Here is a 22,278-nt window from a genome sequence, read left to right on the forward strand (position 1 = left end):
TACAATCGGCGCCCCCAGAAGAAGCGCCACCAGGAGCTACGGCACATGTCAGATTCGACCCCCTCGACCTCATCGACTCCCACGCCCGAAGACAAGCGCGCAGAACTGCGCCGTGCCGCCCTCGAGTACCACGAGTTTCCCGTTCCCGGCAAGATCGCCATCGCGGCGACCAAGCAGATGGTCAACCAGCGCGACCTGTCGCTGGCCTACTCGCCCGGCGTGGCCGCTCCCTGCGAGGAAATCGTCAAGGACCCGGCCAACGCATTCAAGTACACCTCGCGCGGCAACCTCGTGGGCGTCATCAGCAACGGCACCGCGGTGCTGGGCCTCGGCGACATCGGCCCGCTGGCCTCCAAGCCGGTGATGGAAGGCAAGGGCGTTCTCTTCAAGAAATTCGCGGGCGTCGATGTGTTCGACATCGAGATCGACGAGAAGGACCCGGTCAAGCTGGTCGAGATCATCGCCGCGCTGGAGCCGACCTTCGGCGCCATCAACCTGGAAGACATCAAGGCCCCGGACTGCTTCTACGTCGAGCGCGAACTGCGCAAGCGCATGAAGATCCCGGTGTTCCACGACGACCAGCACGGCACGGCCATCACGGTGGCGGCCGCCATGCTCAACGGCCTGAAGGTGGCGGGCAAGAACATCGCCGAGGTCAAGCTGGTCACCTCGGGCGCGGGCGCCGCGGCGCTGGCCTGCCTGAACCTGCTGCTCAAGGTGGGCCTCAAGCGCGAGAACGTGTTCGTCACCGACTTGGCCGGCGTGGTCTACGAAGGCCGTGAAGAGCTGATGGACGACGACAAGCGCCAGTACATGCAGAAGACCGACATGCGCAAGCTGGCGGAAGTGATCGCCGGTGCCGACGTTTTCCTCGGCCTCTCGGCCGGCGGCGTGCTCAAGCCCGAGATGGTCGCCAAGATGGCGCCGCGCCCGGTGATCTTCGCGCTGGCCAACCCCAACCCCGAGATCAACCCCGAAGACGCCCGCGCGGTGCGCGACGACGTGATCATGGCCACGGGCCGAACCGACTACCCGAACCAGGTCAACAACGTCCTGTGCTTCCCGTACATCTTCCGCGGTGCACTCGACTCGGGCGCGACCACGATCACCGACGAGATGGAAATCGCCGCGGTGCACGCCATCGCCGACCTGGCACAGGCCGAGCAGAGCGAGCGTGTCGCTGCCGCCTACGTCGGTGAAAAGCTGTCCTTCGGCCCCGAATACCTGATCCCGAAGCCCTTCGATCCGCGTCTGATGATGAAGATCGCGCCGGCGGTGGCCAAGGCGGCCGAGGAAAGCGGCGTGGCGCTGCGTCCGATCAAGGACATGGACGCCTACCGCGACAAGCTGCAGAACTTCGTCTATGCCTCGGGCACGACGATGAAGCCGATCTTCGAAGCGGCCCGCCGCGCCTCGAAGAAACGCGTGGCGTACTGCGAAGGCGAGGAAGAACGCGTGCTGCGCGCCGCGCAGATCGTGGTCGACGAAGGCATCGCCCGCCCGACGCTGATCGGCCGTCCGGCCATCATCGCCCAGCGCATCGAGAAATTTGGCCTCCGCCTGAAGGAAGAGCTCGACTACGACATCGTCAACGTCGAGCAGGACCACCGCTACCGCGACTTCTGGCAGACCTACCACCGCATGACCGAGCGCAAGGGCCAGACGGTGCAGACCGCCAAGATCGAGATGCGCCGCCGCCTCACGCTGATCGGCGCGATGCTGCTGCACAAGGACGAGGTCGACGGCATGATCTGCGGCACCTGGGGCACCACGCTGATCCACCTGCACTACATCGACCAGGTGATCGGCAAGCGGCCCGGCGGCTGCGAAAGCACCCCGCAAGATGTGCCGGTGTATGCCTGCATGAACGGCTTGCTGCTGCCCGATCGCCAGGTGTTCCTGGTCGACACGCACGTCAACTACGACCCCTCGCCCGAGGAACTGGCCGAGATCACGACGATGGCGGCCGAGGAAATGATGCGCTTCGGCCTGAAACCGAAGGCAGCGTTGCTGTCGCATTCGAACTTCGGCACCAGCAACGAGCCAAGCGCCATCAAGATGCGCAAGACGCTCGACCTGCTGCGCGTCCAGGCGCCCTGGCTCGAAGTGGACGGCGAAATGCACGGCGACGTGGCTCTGGACAGCAAGCAGCGCGCGGTCGTCATGCCGCACAGCGCGCTGGCGGGCGACGCCAATCTGTTGGTTTTTCCGAACATCGACGCAGCCAATATTTCGTACAACCTGCTCAAGACAGCGGCTGGCGGCAACATCGCGATCGGGCCGGTGCTGCTCGGCGCGGCCAAACCTGTGCACATTCTCACGGCCAGCGCGACCGTTCGCCGCATCGTGAACATGACAGCCTTGACAGTGGCTGACGCAAACGCAGAGAGATAGGCTATTTGGCGAGAGTGGTCGCCAACTTAAGGCGCCACTTTCGCCCCTTGCGACTGCTCAAACTTTGGGCAGTCGCTTGCTATTTCGGCCAGCGTGGTGCACACTCGCGGGCTTGAATTTGCGGGTTAACCCCAAGGTTGAGCGCAATTCGAAACCCCCCGCTCTTTTCTCCTGTGGTGTCCCATGGCGGCTTACGCCTCGATCACGTCCTCTACCTCAAAGTTTGCGCTCACCAGCCTCATGCTGTTGGCGTTGACGACCGGGGCCGAGGCCCGCGGATGGTTCGGCGCAGGAAAAACGTCCGCTGAGGAATCGATTGCACTGACCGATCTCCCGGTCCAGGGCCAGCGAACCTATCAGGCCATCTTGAACGGTGGCCCCTTCCGGTACGAAAAGGACGGCACTGTATTTGGCAACCGCGAGCGTCTCCTGCCGCCGGCACGGCGCGGCCACTACCGCGAGTACACGGTGACGACACCGGGTTCTCGCAACCGGGGTGCCCAGCGAATCGTCTGCGGTGGCGAGCAGCGCACGACGCCCGAGGCCTGCTGGTACACGGCAGACCACTATGCAAGTTTCAGACGGATTGCGCCATGAGCGATGAAAACGACCTGAGCGGCGCCCCGAAGCGCCCCGAAGAAATGATGATGACTATGGAAAGACCAGCGGAGATGACCTTATCCCTTCGTGCCGTACGCCCGAACATCGTGCAATCGATCCGCGCGTTCCGCGTGAACGACCTGCAGGACGCCGCCAACGCGGCCGGCCAGCACTTCCTGTACGCGAACCTGGGCAACGCCCAGACCAAGCAGGACGTGCTCGACCTGATCGCCCAGCAGTTCACCTTCCCGGCGCACTTCGGCAAGAACTTCGACGCGCTGTACGACTGCATGACCGACCCGTTGCATAAATCGGGCCCGCAGCCCGGTTTTGTCATCGTGCTCGAACAGATCCCGGCTAACGCCAAGTTCGACAAGGAAGCGCGCGAGCAGCTGCTCGACATCTTCCGGGACGCTTCGGATTACTGGGGCGACCGCAAGGTGCCCTTCCGGTGCTTCTATTCTTTTCTGTAGCCCGTTCTGCATCTACCAGCCAAGCAGAACGGGCGAACGAGGCTCAGCCGAACGCTGAAACCCTCGATGGCATCGAAGTGAATCCCAACGCCGCAGCAGCAGCGGGCGCCGCCAGCACCGAGCCGGCCGGCGAAAAAATGCCGACCGACAAACTGGTCGACGTGTCGCCCCTGGCGCTGCGCATGAGCAGCCCCTTCAACGCGGGGTACTGGCTGGCCGCCGCTTAACCGCAGCCTTCAGCTCCAACGAAAAAGCCCGTCGTCGACGGGCTTTTTTCATGGGGGAACGGCTTGGGCCAATGCGACGTATTCGGCCACCGGCACCTCCTCGGCGCGGCGCTGGGGATCGAACTCCCCTTCGAAGCCGTGTGTCTCCAGCCATTTGCCCAGCGTGTGGCGCAGGATCTTGCGGCGCTGGCTGAAGGCCACCTGCACGATCTCGCCAAGCCGCGCGGCATCGACCACCGGCGGCTGCGCCAGCGGCACCATCCGCACCACGGCGCTGTCCACGCGGGGCGGCGGATCGAAGCTCCCGGGCGGCACGAACAGCACGTTCTGCATGTCGTAGCGCCACTGCAGCATCACGCTCAGGCGGCTGTAGTCCGAGGTGGCGGGCCTGGCCACCATGCGGTCGATCACTTCCTTTTGCAGCATGAAGTGCTGGTCGGTGATCAGGTGGGCAAAGCCCAGCAGGTGGAACAGGATCGGCGTGGAGATGTTGTAGGGCAGGTTGCCCACCACGCGCAGCGGCTTCGGTGCGGCTTTGGCCGCGAGTTCGGCGAAGTCCACCCTCAGCACATCGGACTCGATGACCTCCAGTTGCGGATGCTCGCGCAGCCGCTTGGCCAGGTCGCGGTCGAGCTCGATGACCGTCAGGCGCCCGAGCCGCTCGACCAGCGGCTGCGTCAGCGCCGCGAGCCCCGGGCCGATCTCGACCATCGCATCGCCGGGCTGCGGTGCGATCTCATGCACGATCGCATCGATGATCCCGCCGTCGGACAGAAAGTGCTGCCCGAACCGCTTCCTGGCGATGTGTGCCATGGATCAGGACTGCGGCGGGTCGCGGTATTCGACGTAGGCGCGTGCGCGCACTTCCTGCACCCAGGTGGTGAAGGCTTCCTCGATGCGCTGTTCGCGCAGCACGTTGCGCGCGGCTTCGCGCTGCTCCGACTGGGTCAGCTTGGAGTCGCGGCGGCCGACCACCTGGATCAGGTGCACGCCGAAGCGCGACACGACCGGATCACTGATCTGGCCTGGCGACAGCCGGTCCATGGCTTCCTCGAACTCGGGCACGAACTGGCCGGGGCGCGACCAGCCGAGGTCGCCGCCTTCCTTGGCGCTCGCGTCCTGCGAGTTGTCGCGCGCAAGGCCGGCGAAATCGGCCGTGCCGGCCTGCACGCGGCGCTTGAATTCAGCGAGCTGCGCCACCGCCTGCGCCGTGGTGCGCTTGGGGTCGTTGAGCAGCAGGATGTGGCGCACCTGGGTCTGCGTCACGGTCGCGTCGAGCGAGCCGATCTGCGCCTTCGCCAGGACCTTGAGCACATGGAAACCGGCGCTGGAGCGGACCGGTCCGGCAATGCCGTTCACCGCCGTCGATTGCACAGCGTCGACGAACAGCGGCGGGTAGCGGTCGGCGCTGCGCATGCCAATGGCGCCGCCGTTGGCGCGATCAGGCGAATCGGAGTTCTCGCGCACCAGCTTCTCGAAGTCTTCGCCAGCGCGGGCGCGCTCGGCGAGACCCTGGGCCTTCTTCTGCGCCGCGGCCACCTGGGCGTCGGTGGCGTTCTCGGGCAGGGCGACGAGCACTTGCGCGAGGTTGAGGTTCTGCAGGGCTGCGTTCTTGGTGTTCGAGTTGCGCTGGTCGCGCAGGTACTCGTCGGCCTCGCTGTCGCTGATCTTGACCTTCGACTCGACTTCGCGGTCGCGCAGGCGCGTGAGCAGCAACTGGTCGCGCAGGTCCTTGCGGAAGTCCGCCTGCGCAATGCCTTCGGCGGCCACGCGGCGGCGCAGCTCGACCAGGCTGATCTCGTTCTGGCGCGCCACGGTCTGCTCGGCCTGGTCGATCGCCACGTCGTCGACCTTGATGCCGTTTTCCTTGGCAAGCTGAAGCTGCGCGCGCTCGACGATCAGGCGCTCGAGCACGAGGCGCGTGAGCTCGCCGCGCGGCACGCGTTCGGCGTCGGGGTTCTCCTTGATGAGGCGCGTCACCCGCGACTGCACGTCGGTGTTGGTGATCGGCTCGGAGTTGACCAGCGCGACGATGAATTCAGCCGCCCGCTGCACGGGCGCCGCCGACGGCGAGGCGGGAGCGCGCTGCACCGGCGGGGGGCCGAGGCGCGGACCGGCGCGCATGATGTCCGTGATGCCGCTGCCAGAGCGGAAGCCCTGCGCACCCGACGTTGCAGCCATTGCCGCGAGGCAGCCCAGGGTGATGATGGAACGGATGTGTTTCATGGCGGTGCTCAATCAGTCGTCTCAGTCGTAATTAGTGAAGCGGCTCGGCGCCTCGCCAGGTTGGCGCAGGGGTTCGTAGCGCTGGATGTTCTGCCGCAAGGCCTGCATCGGGCTGGAGCCGATGCTGGAGAAGCCGACGAATTCGAGCTGGAACATGATGCGGGTGTTTGCCGTCACCTGGCCGGTGGTGATGCGCTGCAGCACCACGCGTCCGATCCAGCAGCAGCCGTCGTACTCGAAGCCGAGCACGCCGTCCGTGAGTTTCTTGTCCTGCAGGTCGTAGTTGAGACGGCCCACCGCATACCAGCGGCCACCGCCCTGGCCCTTGCCGGGCCCGAGGTTCTTGCCCTTGTCGCCCCACAGGTCGTTCAGCGGCCATTGCCAGCCCACGTCGATCGACTTGTTGCCGTCGTTGGTTGCCGTGGTGTTCGGGTTGGCCAGCAACGCGGCCTGGTAAGCCGCGCTCGGTGCCTGGTAGCGGAACGCCACGCTGAGGTTGTGGTACGGCTCGGGGTTGTAGCGCGCGCTGAGCGCCGCGCGGGTCGACTTGCGCGTGTCGGGGTTGTACTGCACGAGCGCGTCGGTGCTCCACTTCGGCGTCCAGTTGATCTGGCCGCCGACGAGGAAGTCGCTCGCCCGGTCGGTCACCGGCAAGCCGCCGGGCAACACGACCTTCTGGTCGGCAAAGCGCAGCCGCTGCGCAATGCCGATGCGCGCCGCCTCGACGCCGGTGGCGGGGTCGATCAGACGCGAACTCACGCCGAGCGTGAGCGCGTTGGTGTCGGAGATGCGGTCACCGCCCGAGAACGCGTTCTCGGTGTAGATCGTCGCAAAGCTGAAGTCGTTGGCGGCCGAGTCGTAGTTCGGCAGCATGCTCTGGTTGCGGTACGGCGTGTAGACGTAGTAGGCGCGCGGCTCCAGGGTCTGGCGGAAGGCGCGGCCGAAGTAGCTCGCGTCACGCTCGAAGATCAGGCCGCTGTCCAGGCTGAAGGTCGGCACGGTGCGGTTGGACGACGTGCCGAAGAAGTACAGCGAATTCGCGTTGTAGGGCACGCCGTTGACGTACTGCACGCCGTTGAGCGTGAGCTTCGGAATGTCCGTCTGCGGCAGGTAGTAGTTGTACGACGCCGTGTTCAGCTGCACCTTGGGAATGACGAACGAACTCGGCGTGATGAACGGCCGGCTGATCGCGAGGTTCGCCATGGCGCGGTCGCCATCGGGCTGCGACTGCTGTACCGCGTCGAAGCCCGGCTGGCCGCTCAGGATCGTGTTGACCCGAAAGCGCGTGTAGTCGAGGTTCAGCGCAACGTCGAAGCCGTGCCAGTCGTACTTGTTGTAGTTGGCCGTGATCTGCGGCATGCGGTCGTACGACGGCACGATCGGCGACAGGTTGTACTGCAGCGTCTGGTAGCGCAGCGTGCGGATCGCGCCGCTCCAGTCGTCCTTGCTCCAGTTGAGCGCGGCCTCGTTCGGCAACTGGCGCTGCGCCAGCGTCGGCGTGCGGGTGAAATCGCGCCAGTAATCGTTGTCGCTGACGCGGTTGATGTTGATGTTGGCCGACAGCGAATCCAGGCCGAGCGCCTTCGCGTCGAAGTCCTGGTGGTGGTTCGCCCAGATGCCCCAGCGCTTGGTGCTGCCGGGCGGCGCGGTCAGGTCTTTCGCCTGGATTTCTCCATTGGCCAGCTGCTGCAGCTGCGAGGCGCGCAGCTCGTTGTAGCGCTGGCCCACCAGGCGGTCGGCACCCATCAGGTCCAGGCGGATGCTGCCGCTGTATTCCTTCTCCATGTACCGGAATTCGGTACCCAGGTCGAGGCCCCGCTTGCTCATGATCGTCGGCGTGATCGTGGCGTCGCGGTTGGGCGCGATGTTCCAGTAGTACGGCTGCGCGATCCCGATGCCGTCAGTATTGTCGGTAATAAGCGTGGGCGGCAGCAGGCCGCTCTTACGCGCGTTCGACAGCGGGAAGCTCACGCTCGGAATTGGCGGCGTGCTGATACCCATGAAGCTCAGGCGCGCATTGGTGGCCACGCCCTCGTTCTCTTCGGTGTCGGTGGTGATCGTGGCCGCGGTCAGGAGCCACGCCGGCATCCAGCCTGGAAAGTCTTCGCGGCGGCAGGTGGTGTAGGTGGCGCGCCGCGCGACCGAGATGTTGGCGTCGACGAAATCGATGCGCTCCGCATCGCCGTGGCCGCCGTTCGCGAGGAACCGGTAGCGCACGTTGTTGAAGAAGCCTTCGAAGGTCTCGAGCTTGAGCTCCAGCTCGGGTCCTTCATAGACGTTGCCGGCCTGGTTGACCCGCACGTTGCCCGTGGCCTTCATCTTGTCGTCGGGCTGGTAGTACTCGAGCCGGTCGGCGGTGATGGCGACCGGCCCGCGCCGCAGCGTCGCATTGCCTTCGACCACGGTCTCCAGGTCGGGGCGGCCGGACATCCGGTCGCCGGTGATGAGGCTGGGCAACTGGCCGCGCTCGGTGGGCGGCACGATTTCGGTGAGCAGCGGGGTGCGCTTGAGCGTGAGCGGGCCGTCGAGGCCGGCCGCGGACTGCGCGAAGGCGCCGTGCGCCTGGAGCAGCGCCAGCGACAGCATGGCCAGCTTGAGCGGCGGGCCGGCGCGTCGCAGGGCAACACGTCGGCTCATCAAGCCTCCCGCCAGGCCGTTCCGAGGAAAGCCTGCGGCTCCCCCGAGGAGAGCAGCGAGCGCACAAGGTGCCAAGCGTGAGGGCTTTGGGTCGTAGGCATCGGTTCGGAACGAAAGATCGTCGGGGAGACGGCGCGGCAGGCCGGCGGGTTGCAGGGGCCGGCAGCAACCTTTGCTCGATCGGTGGCCGACCGGAGGGGGTTGCCGCGCCAGGCGGATTTGTAGAATCGATTATCCATGACAGCACCCCCGCCCCCGGCCGCATTGGCCCCAAGCCCCGCCGAGACCATTCTCTGGACAGATCCGCAACGGGCCGAAGTGTTCCGGGCCTGGCTGACCGGCATCGCCGCAGCCCAGCAGCTCCTGCCCGACACCGTGCGCCTCGCCTCGGCCGATGCGAGCTTTCGCCGCTACTTCCGCGTCGACACGAGCATCCCCGGCACCCCGACGCGCATCGTGATGGACGCCCCGCCGGACAAGGAGAACAGCGATCCTTTCGTGCAGGTGGCCAAGCTCATGGCCGAGGCCGGCGTCACCGCGCCGCAGGTGCTCGAATGGGACCGCCCGAACGGCTTCCTGCTGCTGGACGACCTGGGCCGCCAGACCATGCTGGACGTGATCGACCCGGCCCAGCCCGACGCCAGCCGTCCGCTCTACGACCAGGCCATCGACGCGCTGATCCGCTGGCAGCTGGCCTCCCAACCCGGCGTGCTGCCGCCCTACGACCGGGCGCTGCTCGAGCGTGAACTGGCGCTCTTTCCCGAGTGGTACATCGGCCGCCACCGCGGCGTCGCCATCGGGGGCAAGCTGAAGGAGCGGCTCGACCGCAGCTTCAAGCTGATCGTGGAGAGCAACCTCGCCTCGCCCAGCGTCTACGTGCACCGCGACTTCATGCCGCGCAACTTGATGGTCGGCCACGGCTCCACATTGGGCGTGCTCGACTTCCAGGACGCTGTCTACGGCCCCATCACCTACGACATCGCCAGCCTGATGCGCGACGCGTTCCTCAGCTGGGACGAGGAGTTCGTGCTCGACATCACCGTGCGCTACTGGCAGGCGGCACGCAAGGCCGGGCTGCCGGTCGACGAGGATTTCGGCGCCTTCTACCGCGCCGTCGAATGGATGGGCCTGCAGCGCCACCTGAAGGTCGCCGGCATCTTCGCGCGCCTCACGCTGCGCGACGGCAAGCCCCGCTACCTGGCCGACACGCCGCGTTTCATCGCCTACATCCGCGCCACCGCCAGCCGCTACATGGAGCTCACGCCGCTCGTGCGGGTGATCGACGAGGTCGAGGGCACCTCCCCGCTCACGGGCTTTGCCTACGGCCGGGTCTGAAGCGAAATCTACAAAAACCGCTTGGGATGCCCGCACCACGGCTGCATCTCTTGCTTCTTATTTCATAGCATGCCCCGTTTCCACTGTTCCGTGCCACTGAGCGCCGGCACCGCTTTCGCGCTGCCGCCCGGTGCTGCGCGCCACGTGCAGGTGCTGCGGATGCAGCCCGGCGATGCGCTGACCCTGTTCGATGGCGCGGGCGGCGAATACGAGGCCACGATCGAGCGCATGGGCCGCAGCGACGTCTCGGTGACGGTCGGTGCCCACCACCCGGTCGAGCGCGAGGCGACGCGCGCGGTGCACCTGGCCGTCGGCATGCCGGCCAACGAGCGCATGGACTGGCTGGTCGAGAAAGCCACGGAACTGGGCGTCGCGAGCATCCAGCCATTGGCCACGGCGCATGGCGTGCTGCGTCTTTCGGGCGAGCGCGCCGAGAAGAAGCGGGCGCACTGGGAGGCGATTGCCATCGCGGCGTGCGAGCAATGCGGCCGCAATCGCGTGCCGGTGATTCATCCGGTGCGGTCGTTCTCGGGCAATTCGGGATGGATCGACGCGCAGCGGGACGATAGCGCCGCAGCCCGCTTCGTGCTGAGCTTGGCCGAGGGCACGCAAGGCATTGCCACAGCCGCTGCGGCACACGCCCCCGACAACCGCGATGTGCGCGTGCTGAGCGGCCCCGAAGGCGGTCTCAGCGCCGCCGAGGAGCAGGAAGCCATCGCGCGCGGCTTCGCGCCGGTCACGCTCGGGCTGCGCGTGCTGCGTGCCGAAACCGCCGCGCTCGCGGCTCTGGTGTCTCTCGGCGGCGCCTGAGAAGGTGGGTGTTTTCCGCGACGCGCGCGCGGAAAGGCTGCGGAAGAATGGGTACCTCATTACCCATTCATCACGACAAAGAAGGACCTTCCGCCCATGTCCCGTTCGCTCCGTCCCGCGCCTCTCGCCTCTCTTGTTCTGGCCGCGCTGTGCGCCGCGCATGGCGTCCACGCCCAGAGCAACGCCGTCGCGCCCACGCCGGCGCAGGTCAGCCCTGAAGTCGACCGGACCTACACCCAGCTGATGGCATCGCCCACGATCCAGAAGCTGCTGGACGCGGTCAAGGCCGACCACGAGCGAGCGGTCGAGGACCTGAAGATGCTGACCGAGATCGAAGCGCCTCCATTCAAGGAACAGAAGCGCGCCGAGGCTTTCCTCGCACGCATGAAGGCCCTGGGCCTCACCGACGCGAAGATCGATGCCGAAGGCAACGTGGTCGGCCTGCGCAAGGGCGTGGGCAACGGCCCAAAGCTGTTGATCTCCGCGCACCTGGACACGGTCTTTCCCGCCGGCACCGATGTGAAGGTGAAGGAGCGCGACGGCCGGCTCCATGCGCCTGGCATCGGGGACGACACGCGCGGGCTCACGGTGCTGCTGTCGTGGCTCAAGGCGCTCAACGACAACAAGGTGCAGACGGCGGGCGACCTGCTCATCGTCGGCAACGTCGGCGAGGAAGAACTGGGCAACCTGCGCGGCATCAAGGCGATCTTTCGCGACCACCTCGACATCGATGGCATGGTCGGGCTGGAGCCCTCGCCGGACGGTCACGTGCTGGTGCTCGGCACCGCGAGCCATCGCTACGAGGTCACCTTCAAGGGCCCGGGCGGCCACAGCTTCGGCGCATTCGGGCAGGTGCCCAGCGCGATCCACGGCATGGGCCGCGCGATCGCCAAGATCGCCGACGTGCGCACACCGAGCTTCCCCAAGACCACCTTCACCGTCGGCACGGTGGGCGGCGGCACCTCGGTCAACACCATCGCGCCCGATGCGCGCATGGCCATCGACATCCGCTCGGACGACATGGCCTCGCTGCTGGAGACCGAGAAAAAAATCCTCGCGGCCATCGACGAAGCGGTGGTAGAGGAGAACAAGCGCTGGAACGTGACGACGCTAAGCGCGAGCCACAAACTGATCGGCGACCGGCCCGGCGGCCGCACCCCGACCGACTCGGTGATCGTGGAGGCAGCCACGCGCTCGAACACCGCCTTCGGCCAGAAGACGCTGCTGCGCGGCGGCAGCACCGATGCCAACGTGCCGATCTCGTTGGGCATCCCGGCCATCATCATCGGGGGCGGCGGCAAGTCCTCCGGCTCCCATGCGTTGAGCGAGTCGATCGACGTGACAGATGCATGGAAAGGCGCGCAGAATTCGCTGGTGACTGTGCTCGGACTCGTCGGCGTGCAAGGGGTGACCCCCGCATTGCTGCCCAAACGCCCGGCACGCATCAAGTAATTTGTCACGTTGCAAGTTCCAAAAGTGGGACTCCACTTACGGCTTGCGGTCCGTCGCACGGAAAATGCGTCGGTTCTGTCACACACCAAGGAAACGCCATGGGATTGCTCGATTCAGTACTCGGTCAAGTGCTCGGAGGCGCTGGCCAACAGCAGCAACCACAAGGCGGAGGCATCGGGGGATTGGGAGATCTCGGCGGCCTGGCCGGCGCACTGGGTGGCCTGCTCGCCAACAACGGCGGTCAAGGCGGCCTGGGCGGTCTGGTTTCCAAGTTCGAGCAGGCCGGCATGGGCGATGTCATCGGCTCGTGGATCGGCAAGGGGGACAACCAGCCGGTCTCGGGCGACCAGCTGCAAAACGCACTCGGTGGCGACACCATCGCGAACATTGCAGCCAAGCTCGGCATCAACGCGCAAACGCTGCTGCCCATGCTCGCCACCATGCTGCCGGCGCTCATCGACCAGCTCACGCCCCATGGCAAGGTGCCGGACCAAGGTCTGGGCAACCACGACGATCTGCTGGGTTCGCTCAGCGGCTTGCTGCAAGGCAAGCAGTCCTGACGAGGCCTGCCTCATCAAGATTTCCGGCGCCCGCGAGGGCGCTTTTTTTTGGCTGGCGCCAAGGCAATGAATCCCGTAGAACCCTCGCCATGAACCGCAACCTCTGGCTCCTGGCCATCTGTCAGGGCCTCTTCCTGACCAACAACGTCACCTTCATCGCCATCAACGGGTTGGTGGGTCTGGGCATCGCGCCGCGCGGCTGGATGGCGACGCTGCCGGTGATGGGCTATGTGGTCGGCGGTGCGCTCACCACCGGGCTGGTGGCGCGCACGCAGCAGCGCTTCGGCCGTCGCGGTTCGTTCCAGATCGGGCTGGCCGTGGCGCTGTGCTCGGCGCTGTTGTGCGCATACGCGGCGATGACGAAGAACTTCTGGCTGCTGTGCTTCGCAACGGTGGTAGCCGGCTACTACAACGCCAACGCCAATCTCTACCGCTTTGCAGCCGCCGAGCTTGCGGCGCCGGAATGGCGCGAGAAGGCGGTGTCGCTGGTGATGGCCGGTGGGCTGATCGGCGCGGTGGCGGGCCCCAACCTGGCCTCCGCCACGCGCGAGCTCTTCGCCGTGCCTTTCGCCGGCGCCTACATTGCGCTCGCGGCGGTGGCGCTGCTCTCGATGGCGGTGATGCGCTTCATCGACTTCCCCGCCCCGCTGACCCGCCAGCAGGCTCTGGGCGGACGGCCACTCTCCGAAATCATGCGGCAGCCGGTGTTCATCGTGGCCGCGGCCGCGGGCGCGCTCGGCTTCGGCGTGATGAACCTGCTGATGGCCGCCACGCCGATCGCGATGCAGATCTGCAGCCTGCCGTTTTCCGACGCCGCGCTGGTGCTCGAATGGCACGTGATCGGCATGTTCGCGCCGGGCTTCTTCACCGGCCACCTGATCCGCCGCTTCGGCGCGCTGCCCGTGATGGGCGTGGGGCTCGCGCTCAACTTGGGCTGCATCGCCGTCGCCCTGTCGGGGGTCGAACTGCACCACTTCCTCGTGGCGCTGTGCCTGCTGGGCGTGGGCTGGAATTTTTTGTTCACCGGGAGCACAACGCTTTCGCTCACCGCCTACACGGCCGAGGAGCGCGACCGGGCCCAGGGCGCGCTCAACTTCTGCGTGTTCGCGACGCTGGCGCTGACCTCGTTCGCCTCGGGCGTGCTGGTCACGACGCAAGGCTGGCAGCTGTTGAACTACGGCTCGCTGGTGCCGGTGGTGCTCACGGGCGCGGCGCTGCTGTGGCTGGCGCAGAGGCGGCGGCGCTCAGCCGCGGTCTGACGCGTTCGACCCGTTCGCCGGGAACCGCTTGTCGAGCCAGCGCTGCAGCGCGGCGAACACGGGCTCGGCGTCCAGCTCGTTGAATATCTCGTGGTACAGGGTCTCGAAGCACTGCGCTTCGACCTTGCCGCTGAGCGCGGCGGCCGCTGCAAATGCACGGCTCGCCTCGGGCCTCACGAGCCGGTCGTCGCCCGCATAGATCAGCAACGTGGAGACGGGCCATCGCGCCGCCGCCTGCTGCACCGTGGCGCCTTCGTAGGCGAGGAAACGCGCGAGCCGGCTGCCGATGCGATCGTGCGTGAGCGGATCGTCGCGGTAAGCCTGCACGACAGCGCGGTCGTGCGAAAGAAAGTTGTCGTCAAGCCCGTTGCCCACGCGCAGGTTCGGCGCGATGCGCGGCAGCACCGCAAGCAGCGCTTTCTGGAATCCGCTCAGGCCCGGATCGAGCCCCGGCGACGAGAGCACCAAGCCATCGACAGGCCGCACGCCGCGTGCCACCAGGCTCGCCGCGACCAATCCGCCAAGGCTGTGCCCCAGCAACACGATCGGCACGCCGGGGTTTTCGCGGCGCGCATCGTCGATCACCAGCGCGAGGTCGTCGACCAACCGCAGCTCGCTCGGCAATCCGCCGCGCGCGCCGGAGGATTCGCCATGGCCGAAATGGTCATGCGCCCAGACCGCGAAGCCCCATTCGTGGAGCCGCTTCGCGAGCCCGTGATAGCGCCCCGCATGCTCACCCAATCCGTGCACCACGACCACCACTGCGCGCGGCGTTCCGGCAACGGGCAACCGGCGCAGCGCTAGCGTCTCGCCGTCCGGCGTGGACAGCGGCACGCGCCGTGGCAACGGCAGCGCGTCGGTCATTGGTGCACCCTTGGCGCTGCGCGCCTTCCCGCCAAGCGGGAGCGAGCTCGCTGGGGGCGGCCCGGCGCAGCGCTCAAGCGCTCACCGGCTCCGCAGCGGCGGCGCGGTGCGCGACCGGCAGGGCGGCGATCACCTCGGCCACGGCGGCCGTCAGCTTCTTGGCGTAGGGCACATGCAGGAACTCGTTGGGCCCGTGGGCATTGCTCTTCGGGCCGAGCACGCCGCAGACCATCATCTGCGCCTTCGGGAAGCCGGCGCTCAGCATGTTCATCAACGGGATCGTGCCGCCCTGGCCGATGTAGCCGCAGGACGCGCCGAAGTGCGCCTGCGAGGCCTTGTTGAGCGCGTCCTCGAACCACGGCGTGATCGTCGGCGCGTTCCAGCCGGTGGCGCCGCCGTTGCTCTCGAAGGTGACGCGCGCCTGGTAGGGCGCGTTGTCTTCGAGCAGCGCCTTGAGCTTCTGCACCGTCTCGGCCGCATCGACCAGCGGCGGCAGGCGCAGCGAGAGCTTGAAGGCGGTGTACGGACGCAGCACGTTGCCCGCGTCCTTCAGCGCCGGAAAGCCTTCGGCGCCTGTGACCGACAGCGTGGGCTTCCAGGTGCGGTTGAGCAGCGCCTCCACCGGGTCGGTGGTGGTGGGCAGCGCGAACATCGTCGAGCCGCCGCAGTCGTAGTGCGCCCACGGAAAGCGCTTGTAGACCTCTTCGCCGAGGATCGCGGCGGTGGCCTTGGCCTGCGCGAGTCGGTCGGCCGGCACTTCGCAATGGAAGCTCGCGGGCAGCAGGCGGCCGGTGGCGCTGTCCTCGAGGCGGTCGAGCACCTGCCGCATGATGCGGAAGCTCGAGGGCACGAGGCCGGATGCGTCGCCCGAGTGGATGCCTTCGGTCAGCACCTCGACCTTGAGCGTGCCGCTGGCCATGCCGCGCAGCGAGGTGGTGAGCCACAGCTGGTCGTAGTTGCCGGCGCCGGAATCCAGGCAGATCACCAGCTCGACATTGCCCAGACGCGGACGCAGCGCGTCGACGTACGGCAGCAGGTCGTAGGAGCCGCTTTCCTCGCAGGTCTCGATCAGGCCGACGATGCGCGGATGCGCCACGCCCTGGGCCTTGAGCGCCTGCAGCGCAGCGACGCTCGCGTACACCGCGTAGCCGTCGTCGGCGCCGCCGCGACCGTAGAGCAGGCCGTTCTCGTACTTGGGCGTCCAGGGGCCGAGGTCGTTGCGCCAGCCGGTGAATTCGGGTTGCTTGTCCAGGTGGCCGTACATCAGCACGGTTTCGCCCATGTCGGTACCGGTGGCCGGCACTTCGAAGAACAGCACCGGGGTGCGGCCTTCGAGGCGAACGATCTCCAGCTTCAGGCCTTCGACCTTCTGGGCCTCGACCCAGGCGGCCGCGTTGCGCAGCACGGTCTCCAGGTAGCCATTGGCCGACCAGTCCTTGTCGAAGCCGGGCGACTTGGCCGGAATGGCGATGTAGTCGGTGAGCTGCTTGACGATGTCGCCATCCCACTGGGCGGTGACATCGGAGAGGGCGCGCGTCGCGTCGAGCGTGCCGGCAGGCATTTCGCGGTACAGGGGGGCGTTCATCGGTGGGTTCTCCGCGGGGACGAAAAATCGCATTTTGCGCCTCGCGGCGACCGCGCGTAGAGTGCGGGCGATCTCAACCCGGAGCGCAATGTGAGCAAGGCAACATCGACTCGGAGCAAGACGAACATCAAGGTCGGCATCGGCGGCTGGACCTACGAACCCTGGCGCGACAACTTCTATCCCAAGGGCCTCGCGCAGGCCAAGGAGTTGAACTACGCGAGCCGCCACGTGAGCGCCATCGAGATCAACGGCACCTACTACAGCACCTTCAAGCCCGAGACCTTCCGCAAGTGGCATGACGACACGCCGGAAGACTTCATGTTTTCGATGAAGGCCTCCCGCTTCACCACCAACCGCAAGGTGCTGGCAACCGCGGGCGAATCGATCCAGCGCTTCATCGACAGCGGCGTTGCCGAACTCGGCGACAAGCTCGGGCCGATCGTCTGGCAGTTCATGCCGACCAAGCAGTTCGATGCGGAAGACTTCGAGGCATTTCTCGAATTGCTGCCGAAGAAGGAAGGCAGCCGCGTGCTGCGCCACGTGATGGACGTGCGGCACGAGAGCTTCATCACACCCGCCTACAAGGCGCTCGCCAAGAAGCACAAGGTCTCGACCGTGTTCACCGACGCGGACAAGTTTCCGTCGTTCGAGGAGCCCGAGGGCGACGTCGCCTATGCGCGGCTCATGATGGCCGACGCGAAGCTCAAGACGGGGTATGGACCGAAGGCGCTCGATACCTGGGCCGAGCGTGCGCAAGGCTGGACCGAATCGCCGAAGAAGCGGGACGTGTTCGTCTACTTCATCAATGGCGCCAAAGAAAGAGCACCGGCCGCGGCCGGTGCTTTGCTGGAGCGCTTGGGGTGGGAGCCCCCCGTGGGGGCTTAGGCTGCCGCTTGCAGGGCAGGCTTGGCGCCGAAGCTGATCTCGCCGGACAGCTGGCCGCCTTCCTCGATCACGATCTTGCCGTAGCGGATCTTGCCGGTGACCTTGCCGGTCGAGTGAATGACGAGCTTCTCGCGTACCGTGAGGTTGCCGTCGAAGACGCCGCGGATTTCGGCGATGTCTATTTCGGCCGAGCCCTTGAACTCGCCCTGTTCGGCGATCTGCATCAGGCGCGAGTCCATGGTCGCTTCGACCAGGCCTTCGACCACAAGCGTGTCGCAATCGGTGATCTCGACGCCCTTGAGCTTGATGTTCGGGCCGACGGTGAGTTTGCTGCCGCCTTCCTTGGCGACGGGGGCTGCCGCTGCGGCGGCGAGGCCGCCTTGCTGCGCGGTCAACGAGGAGGGATTGACGGGCGTGCCCGACAGATTGGTGCCCGAACCGACGAGCGGTGCGGGGCGGGATGTCAACGAGTCGGTGTCACGATCGCGCTTGCCGAAGAAGGGGGACTGTGTAGCCAATGGGGAGCTCCTCAAGAAAGGGACTATCGTAAGAACGCACTTACGGCTTACCGCACTTCATTGCGCAAGAGGCGTAACCGGATAAAACCACCCGCCTCGACAATGGCGCTCCAGTAGACCCGAAACAACGGAAGATGACGACCCCCTTGCAAAGCACCGCCGCATCCCCCGCCCCTTCGATCGCTGACCTGGCCGGCGACGCCCGCTTCGGCAAGCCCGACGGAGGCTGGCAGCGCGCGCTGTTCTCGGTGATCTTCGAATCCGAATCGCGGCTGGGCCGTTTGTTCGACCTGATCCTGATCGCCGTGATCGTGACCAGCGTGGCGGTGGTGATCCTCGACAGCGTGCAGGCGATCCATCTGCGCGCAGGCCATGTGTTCGGCGTGCTCGAATGGGTCTTCACCGGCCTCTTCACGCTTGAGTACATCGGGCGGCTGGCCTGCGTGAAGCAGCCCCTGCGCTATGCCACCAGCTTCTATGGCGTGATCGATCTCCTCGCGCTGCTGCCGACCTTTCTCGTGGCGCTCGCGCCGGAGTTCGCCTATCTGATCGACGTGCGCATCCTGCGGCTCCTGCGCGTGTTCCGGATCTTCAAGCTGTCGCGCTATTCGGCGGAGTACCGCGCGCTGGTGTCGGCCGTCGCGGCGAGCCGCCGGAAGATCACCGTGTTCGTCGGCTTCGTGATGCTCGTGGTGCTGGTGATGGGCACGCTGATGTACGTGGTCGAAGGCCCGGTGCACGGGTTCACGAGCATTCCGGTGGCGATCTACTGGGCCATCTCGACGATGGCCACCGTGGGCTTCGGCGACCTCGTGCCCAAGACCGACCTGGGCCGCGCGATCGCCTCGGTGATGATGCTGCTGGGCTGGGGCGTGCTGGCCGTGCCCACCGGCATCGTGACCGCCGAAATGGCGCGCCGCGGACCCGACGATGAAGCCGTGCCGCTGACCGGACGCGGCATCCTCGCGATGACGCCGCCGCCCGCCGTACCGCCGCGGCGGCTTACGCCGGCTGCCAGACGACGCGCCCTTGCGCAGCATCGTCGAGGCGGGCGATGAAGGCATTCGCCTCGGGTTCGGGAAGCGTGAAGGCGAAGAGCACATCGTCGGCATGCTGCACGGCTTCGAGCACCGCGCCGACAGCCGCCAACTCGCGCCGCACCAGTCCTTCGAGCGCATAGGGCACGGCACAACGCAGGCTGCGCTGGCGTACCAGCGGCACGAGCGCGGCGCCGAGCAGGGCCTGCGCGATGGCGTCGGTGTACGCGCGCACGAGACCGCCTGCGCCGAGCTTCACGCCGCCGAAATAGCGCACCACGGTCGCAAGCGAGCCCTCGATCTGTTGATGGCGCAGCACTTCCAGCATGGGCCGCCCGGCCGTGCCGCCGGGTTCGCCGTCGTCGTTGGCGGCCGATTGCCCGCCGGCCATCAACGCCCAGCACACATGCGCGGCCGCGGGGTGCTCGGCGCGCAGCGAGGCAACAACGGTCAATGCGGCCGCGCGGTCCGCCACCGGCTGCACGCAGCCGATGAACCGGCTCTTCTTGATGACCAGTTCGCTGTGAACCGGTTGCGCCAGCGTGAAGCTCATCCGGTGCGCTCCGGCGCGGTGTTCAGCCGCCCCGCTCGAACTTGAAAACCGCGGTGCTGGCGCGCGCGTTGGGCAGCCAGCGCACGTCGCGCCCATCTTGCAGGCCGAAGGCATCGAGCACGCGCAGGTTGTTCTTGCCGGCCAGCACCTCGAAGTCCTTGAAGGTGCCCACGCGGATGTTGGGCGTGTCGTACCACTGGTAGGGCAGGCGGCGCGTCACCGGCATGCGGCCGCGCGCCACGCTCAGGCGGTTGGGCCAGTGCGCGAAATTGGGGAAGGCCACGATGCCGATGCGGCCGACGCGCGCGGTTTCGCGCAGCATCACCTCGGCATTGCGCAGGTGCTGCAAGGTGTCGATCTGCAGCACGACGTCGAAGGAGGCGTCGTCGAACATCGCGAGACCTTCGTCGAGGTTCAGCTGGATCACGTCGACGCCGCGGCGGATGCACTGCAGCACGTTGCCGTCGGCGATCTCCACGCCGTAGCCGGTACAGCCGCGCTCGCGCTGCAAGAGGTCGAGCAGGGCGCCGTCGCCGCAGCCGAGGTCGAGCACGCGCGAACCTTCGGGCACGAGGGCGGCGATCAATTTCTGGTTGTCGAGGTCGCTCATTGGAGTTCCTTGGCGACGCGTTCGAAGTACGAGCGCACCACGCCGATGTAGCGCACGTCGTCGAGCAGGAAGGCGTCGTGGCCATGCGGCGCGTCGATCTCGGCGTAGCTCACGTTGCGGCGGTTGTCGAGCAGCGCCTTCACGAGCTCGCGGCTGCGAGCGGGCGAGAAGCGCCAGTCGGTCTTGAAGCTCACGAGCAGGAACTTGGCCGTGGCCTTCGCGAGCGCGGTGCTGAGTTGGCCGCCGTGGCTGCGCGCGGGGTCGAAGTAGTCGAGCGCGCGGGTGATCAGCAGGTAGGTGTTGGCATCGAAGTACTCGCTGAACTTGTCGCCCTGGTAGCGCAGGTAGCTCTCGATCTGGAACTCGACGTCCTGCGTGGAATAGCGGTAGTCGAGCCCCGCCGCCTCGCCTTCGACGGCGCTGCGCAGGATGCGCCCGAACTTCTCGTTCATCACGTCGTCGCTCAGGTACGTGATGTGGCCGATCATCCGCGCGATGCGCAGGCCCCGCTTGGGGATCACGCCATGTTCGTAGAAGTGGCCGCCGTGGAAGTCGGGGTCGGTCACGATGGCGCGACGCGCGACTTCATTGAAGGCAATGTTCTCGGCCGTGAGGTTGGGCGCACTGGCTACCACCACGGCGTGGCGCACGCGGTCGGGGTACTGCAGCGTCCACGACAGCGCCTGCATGCCGCCGAGGCTGCCGCCCATCACGGCGGCGAGCGTCTTGATGCCCAAAGCATCGAGCAGCACGGCTTGCGCATCGACCCAGTCTTCGACGGTGACCACCGGGAAGTCGGCGCCATAGACGCGGCCGGTGGCGGGGTTGACGTGCATCGGGCCGGTCGAGCCGAAGCAGGAGCCGAGGTTGTTGACGCCGATCACGAAGAAGCGGTCGGTGTCGACCGGCTTTCCGGGGCCGACCATGTTGTCCCACCAACCTTCGGAGCGGGCCTGGCCTTCGTAGACGCCCGCGACGTGGTGCGAGGCGTTGAGCGCGTGGCACACAAGCACCGCGTTGCTGCGGTCGGCATTGAGGGTGCCGTAGGTTTCGTAGGCGAGCGTGTAGTCGCTGATCGATGCGCCGCTGCGCAGCGCCAGCGGACCTGCGAACTGCATCGACTGCGGACTGACGACCAAAGGAGGTGACGACATGAATGAAAAACCCGGCCTCGCCAAAAACGAGCCGGGTTCCGGTGCCGTCTTTAGCTGAATTTATAAAGCGCCCGCAAGCTGTAGCAAATCGGCGCGGGGGGCAGTATATCGCCCCATCGAATTACCAGCCGACGATCATCACGATGCCCAGCACCAGGAAGATCGCCGCCGAAATACCGTGCACCAGCTTGATCGGTACGCGTCGCACGATCTTTTCGCCCAGCCACACCACCGGCGCATTGGCCAGCATCATCCCGAGCGTGGTGCCGGTGACGACCCAGAAGTAATCCTGCGTGAAGCGGGCGGCAAGCATGACGGTGGCGATCTGGGTCTTGTCGCCCATCTCGGCGAGGAAGAAGGCAATCAGCGTGGTTCCGAAGACGCCGAAATGCGAGGCGCCGGGGGCATCGTCGTCGTCGAGCTTGTCGGGAATCAGCATCCAGACGGCCATCGCGATGAACGAGCCGCCAAGAATCCAGCGCAGCACCTCGGGGCCGAGCCAGCGCGTGATGTAGTTGCCGACGGCGCCCGCCAGGGCATGGTTGACGATGGTGGCGGCAAAGATGCCGAGGACGATCGGCCAGGGTTTCCTGAAACGGGCCGCGAGAAGAAGGGCCAGGAGTTGAGTCTTGTCGCCCATTTCCGCGAGCGCGACAACGCCCGTTGCTACGAGAAAAGCTTCCATGATGAACGTGGGTTCCTTGGGCCGAAGGACGCAATTGACCGTGCAACACCTTCGGCCATATTCCCGAAGTTGCACGGTCAAAGGTCTCGCCAGGTGTGTTCACTGCACGCGCCATGTCCTGTGTGGGGCAGGACAAGTCTGTTGACGCGGGCCCTTCTCGAAAACGGAAGGCGGCTACTCCCCAATGACGGGGCGGATTCTACCTGTAGCGCCAATCGCCTCATTCCGCTCGGTAAGCGTGCGCTAGCTTTCCAAGCTTTTGACAAGTGCTACTCCAAGAAGCAATTTCTCGCTTGCTTTTTGAATATTTCACCCATAATGCACGAGCCTCCCTCTTCATTTTGGTCGGGGGGTAGTTCGGTGATCGGTCAGTTTCGCGCGACTCGACGGCTCTCGTTTGAGTGATGCTTTCGG

General features: G+C 66.3%; 21 protein-coding genes and 1 riboswitch. Of the genes, 11 read left to right on the forward strand and 10 right to left on the reverse strand.

Features of this window, described 5'->3' with window-relative positions; translation table 11 throughout:
* Positions 1-45 precede the first annotated feature (45 nt).
* The 4 genes from QFZ83_RS28495 to QFZ83_RS28510 all read left to right on the forward strand — a co-directional run bounded on the left by QFZ83_RS28495 (position 46) and on the right by QFZ83_RS28510 (position 3,694).
* Complete coding sequence (locus QFZ83_RS28495) at positions 46-2,394, forward strand: NADP-dependent malic enzyme (protein ID WP_013544335.1); 2,349 nt, start codon at positions 46-48, stop codon at positions 2,392-2,394.
* A 183-nt stretch (positions 2,395-2,577) separates the two neighbouring features.
* Positions 2,578-2,991, forward strand: a complete 414-nt coding sequence (locus QFZ83_RS28500) for a ribonuclease domain-containing protein (protein ID WP_307511742.1) — start codon at positions 2,578-2,580, stop codon at positions 2,989-2,991.
* Between the two features lie 50 nt (positions 2,992-3,041).
* Positions 3,042-3,467, forward strand: a complete 426-nt coding sequence (locus QFZ83_RS28505) for a barstar family protein (protein ID WP_086011111.1) — start codon at positions 3,042-3,044, stop codon at positions 3,465-3,467.
* A gap of 77 nt (positions 3,468-3,544) precedes the next feature.
* Positions 3,545-3,694: a hypothetical protein gene (locus QFZ83_RS28510; protein ID WP_306881309.1), complete on the forward strand. Its 150-nt coding sequence runs from the start codon at positions 3,545-3,547 to the stop codon at positions 3,692-3,694.
* Positions 3,695-3,742: 48 nt separating this feature from the next.
* On the opposite strand, the gene rsmA is transcribed toward QFZ83_RS28510, so the two are convergent.
* The 3 genes from rsmA to QFZ83_RS28525 are packed head-to-tail and all read right to left on the reverse strand — an operon-like array spanning position 3,743 to position 8,557.
* Entirely contained in the window at positions 3,743-4,507 is a 765-nt protein-coding gene (gene rsmA / locus QFZ83_RS28515; RefSeq protein ID WP_307511744.1) for a 16S rRNA (adenine(1518)-N(6)/adenine(1519)-N(6))-dimethyltransferase RsmA, read from the reverse strand.
* 3 nt (positions 4,508-4,510) lie between these two features.
* Entirely contained in the window at positions 4,511-5,920 is a 1,410-nt protein-coding gene (locus QFZ83_RS28520) for a peptidylprolyl isomerase (RefSeq protein ID WP_307511746.1), read from the reverse strand.
* 21 nt (positions 5,921-5,941) lie between these two features.
* Entirely contained in the window at positions 5,942-8,557 is a 2,616-nt protein-coding gene (locus QFZ83_RS28525) for an LPS-assembly protein LptD (RefSeq protein ID WP_306881311.1), read from the reverse strand.
* 237 nt (positions 8,558-8,794) lie between these two features.
* Between QFZ83_RS28525 and QFZ83_RS28530 the strand changes: the two genes are divergently transcribed.
* The 5 genes from QFZ83_RS28530 (at position 8,795) to QFZ83_RS28550 (ending at position 13,973) form a co-directional block, all read left to right on the forward strand.
* Complete coding sequence (locus QFZ83_RS28530; RefSeq protein ID WP_306881312.1) at positions 8,795-9,892, forward strand: aminoglycoside phosphotransferase family protein; 1,098 nt, start codon at positions 8,795-8,797, stop codon at positions 9,890-9,892.
* Positions 9,893-9,961: 69 nt separating this feature from the next.
* Positions 9,962-10,702: a 16S rRNA (uracil(1498)-N(3))-methyltransferase gene (locus QFZ83_RS28535; RefSeq protein WP_307511749.1), complete on the forward strand. Its 741-nt coding sequence runs from the start codon at positions 9,962-9,964 to the stop codon at positions 10,700-10,702.
* A 96-nt stretch (positions 10,703-10,798) separates the two neighbouring features.
* Positions 10,799-12,154, forward strand: coding sequence for a M20/M25/M40 family metallo-hydrolase (locus tag QFZ83_RS28540; RefSeq protein WP_307511751.1), 1,356 nt, complete (start codon positions 10,799-10,801; stop codon positions 12,152-12,154).
* Between the two features lie 98 nt (positions 12,155-12,252).
* The gene (locus QFZ83_RS28545; RefSeq protein ID WP_198785438.1) at positions 12,253-12,714 is read left to right on the forward strand and encodes a YidB family protein; all 462 of its coding nucleotides are present in this window, start codon (positions 12,253-12,255) and stop codon (positions 12,712-12,714) included.
* 89 nt (positions 12,715-12,803) lie between these two features.
* Complete coding sequence (locus QFZ83_RS28550; RefSeq protein ID WP_307511753.1) at positions 12,804-13,973, forward strand: MFS transporter; 1,170 nt, start codon at positions 12,804-12,806, stop codon at positions 13,971-13,973.
* Here QFZ83_RS28550 and QFZ83_RS28555 read toward each other — a convergent pair.
* Positions 13,959-14,837 carry an alpha/beta hydrolase gene (locus tag QFZ83_RS28555; protein WP_307511754.1) on the reverse strand — a complete coding sequence of 293 codons (879 nt, stop codon included), beginning with the start codon at positions 14,835-14,837 and terminating at the stop codon, positions 13,959-13,961. The genes QFZ83_RS28550 and QFZ83_RS28555 overlap by 15 nt on opposite strands.
* Positions 14,838-14,910: 73 nt before the next feature.
* Complete coding sequence (locus QFZ83_RS28560) at positions 14,911-16,422, reverse strand: M20 family metallopeptidase (protein ID WP_307511755.1); 1,512 nt, start codon at positions 16,420-16,422, stop codon at positions 14,911-14,913.
* Positions 16,423-16,512: 90 nt separating this feature from the next.
* Between QFZ83_RS28560 and QFZ83_RS28565 the strand changes: the two genes are divergently transcribed.
* On the forward strand, positions 16,513-17,307 hold the full coding sequence (locus tag QFZ83_RS28565) for a DUF72 domain-containing protein (RefSeq protein ID WP_307511756.1): 795 nt from the start codon (positions 16,513-16,515) through the stop codon (positions 17,305-17,307).
* Here the strand turns inward: QFZ83_RS28565 and QFZ83_RS28570 are convergent.
* Complete coding sequence (locus QFZ83_RS28570) at positions 17,304-17,825, reverse strand: polymer-forming cytoskeletal protein (RefSeq protein ID WP_307511757.1); 522 nt, start codon at positions 17,823-17,825, stop codon at positions 17,304-17,306. The two genes, QFZ83_RS28565 and QFZ83_RS28570, sit on opposite strands and share 4 nt — an antisense overlap.
* A 134-nt stretch (positions 17,826-17,959) precedes the next feature.
* Between QFZ83_RS28570 and QFZ83_RS28575 the strand changes: the two genes are divergently transcribed.
* Complete coding sequence (locus QFZ83_RS28575) at positions 17,960-18,883, forward strand: ion transporter (RefSeq protein ID WP_307511758.1); 924 nt, start codon at positions 17,960-17,962, stop codon at positions 18,881-18,883.
* Here QFZ83_RS28575 and QFZ83_RS28580 read toward each other — a convergent pair.
* The 4 genes from QFZ83_RS28580 to QFZ83_RS28595 all read right to left on the reverse strand — a co-directional run bounded on the left by QFZ83_RS28580 (position 18,828) and on the right by QFZ83_RS28595 (position 21,864).
* Complete coding sequence (locus QFZ83_RS28580; protein ID WP_307511759.1) at positions 18,828-19,415, reverse strand: YigZ family protein; 588 nt, start codon at positions 19,413-19,415, stop codon at positions 18,828-18,830. The genes QFZ83_RS28575 and QFZ83_RS28580 overlap by 56 nt on opposite strands.
* 22 nt (positions 19,416-19,437) lie before the next feature.
* Positions 19,438-20,025, reverse strand: coding sequence for a methionine biosynthesis protein MetW (gene metW, locus QFZ83_RS28585; protein WP_176661142.1), 588 nt, complete (start codon positions 20,023-20,025; stop codon positions 19,438-19,440).
* On the reverse strand, positions 20,022-21,179 hold the full coding sequence (locus QFZ83_RS28590) for a homoserine O-acetyltransferase (RefSeq protein ID WP_307511763.1): 1,158 nt from the start codon (positions 21,177-21,179) through the stop codon (positions 20,022-20,024). The genes metW and QFZ83_RS28590 overlap by 4 nt, the downstream gene beginning before the upstream one ends.
* Before the next feature lie 121 nt (positions 21,180-21,300).
* Positions 21,301-21,864 carry a TMEM165/GDT1 family protein gene (locus QFZ83_RS28595; protein ID WP_013544354.1) on the reverse strand — a complete coding sequence of 188 codons (564 nt, stop codon included), beginning with the start codon at positions 21,862-21,864 and terminating at the stop codon, positions 21,301-21,303.
* 17 nt (positions 21,865-21,881) lie between these two features.
* Positions 21,882-22,059, reverse strand: a riboswitch (yybP-ykoY riboswitch).
* Positions 22,060-22,278 lie beyond the last annotated feature (219 nt).

It is taken from the genome of Variovorax sp. W1I1 (assembly GCF_030815625.1).
Taxonomy (GTDB): domain Bacteria; phylum Pseudomonadota; class Gammaproteobacteria; order Burkholderiales; family Burkholderiaceae_C; genus Variovorax; species Variovorax paradoxus_C.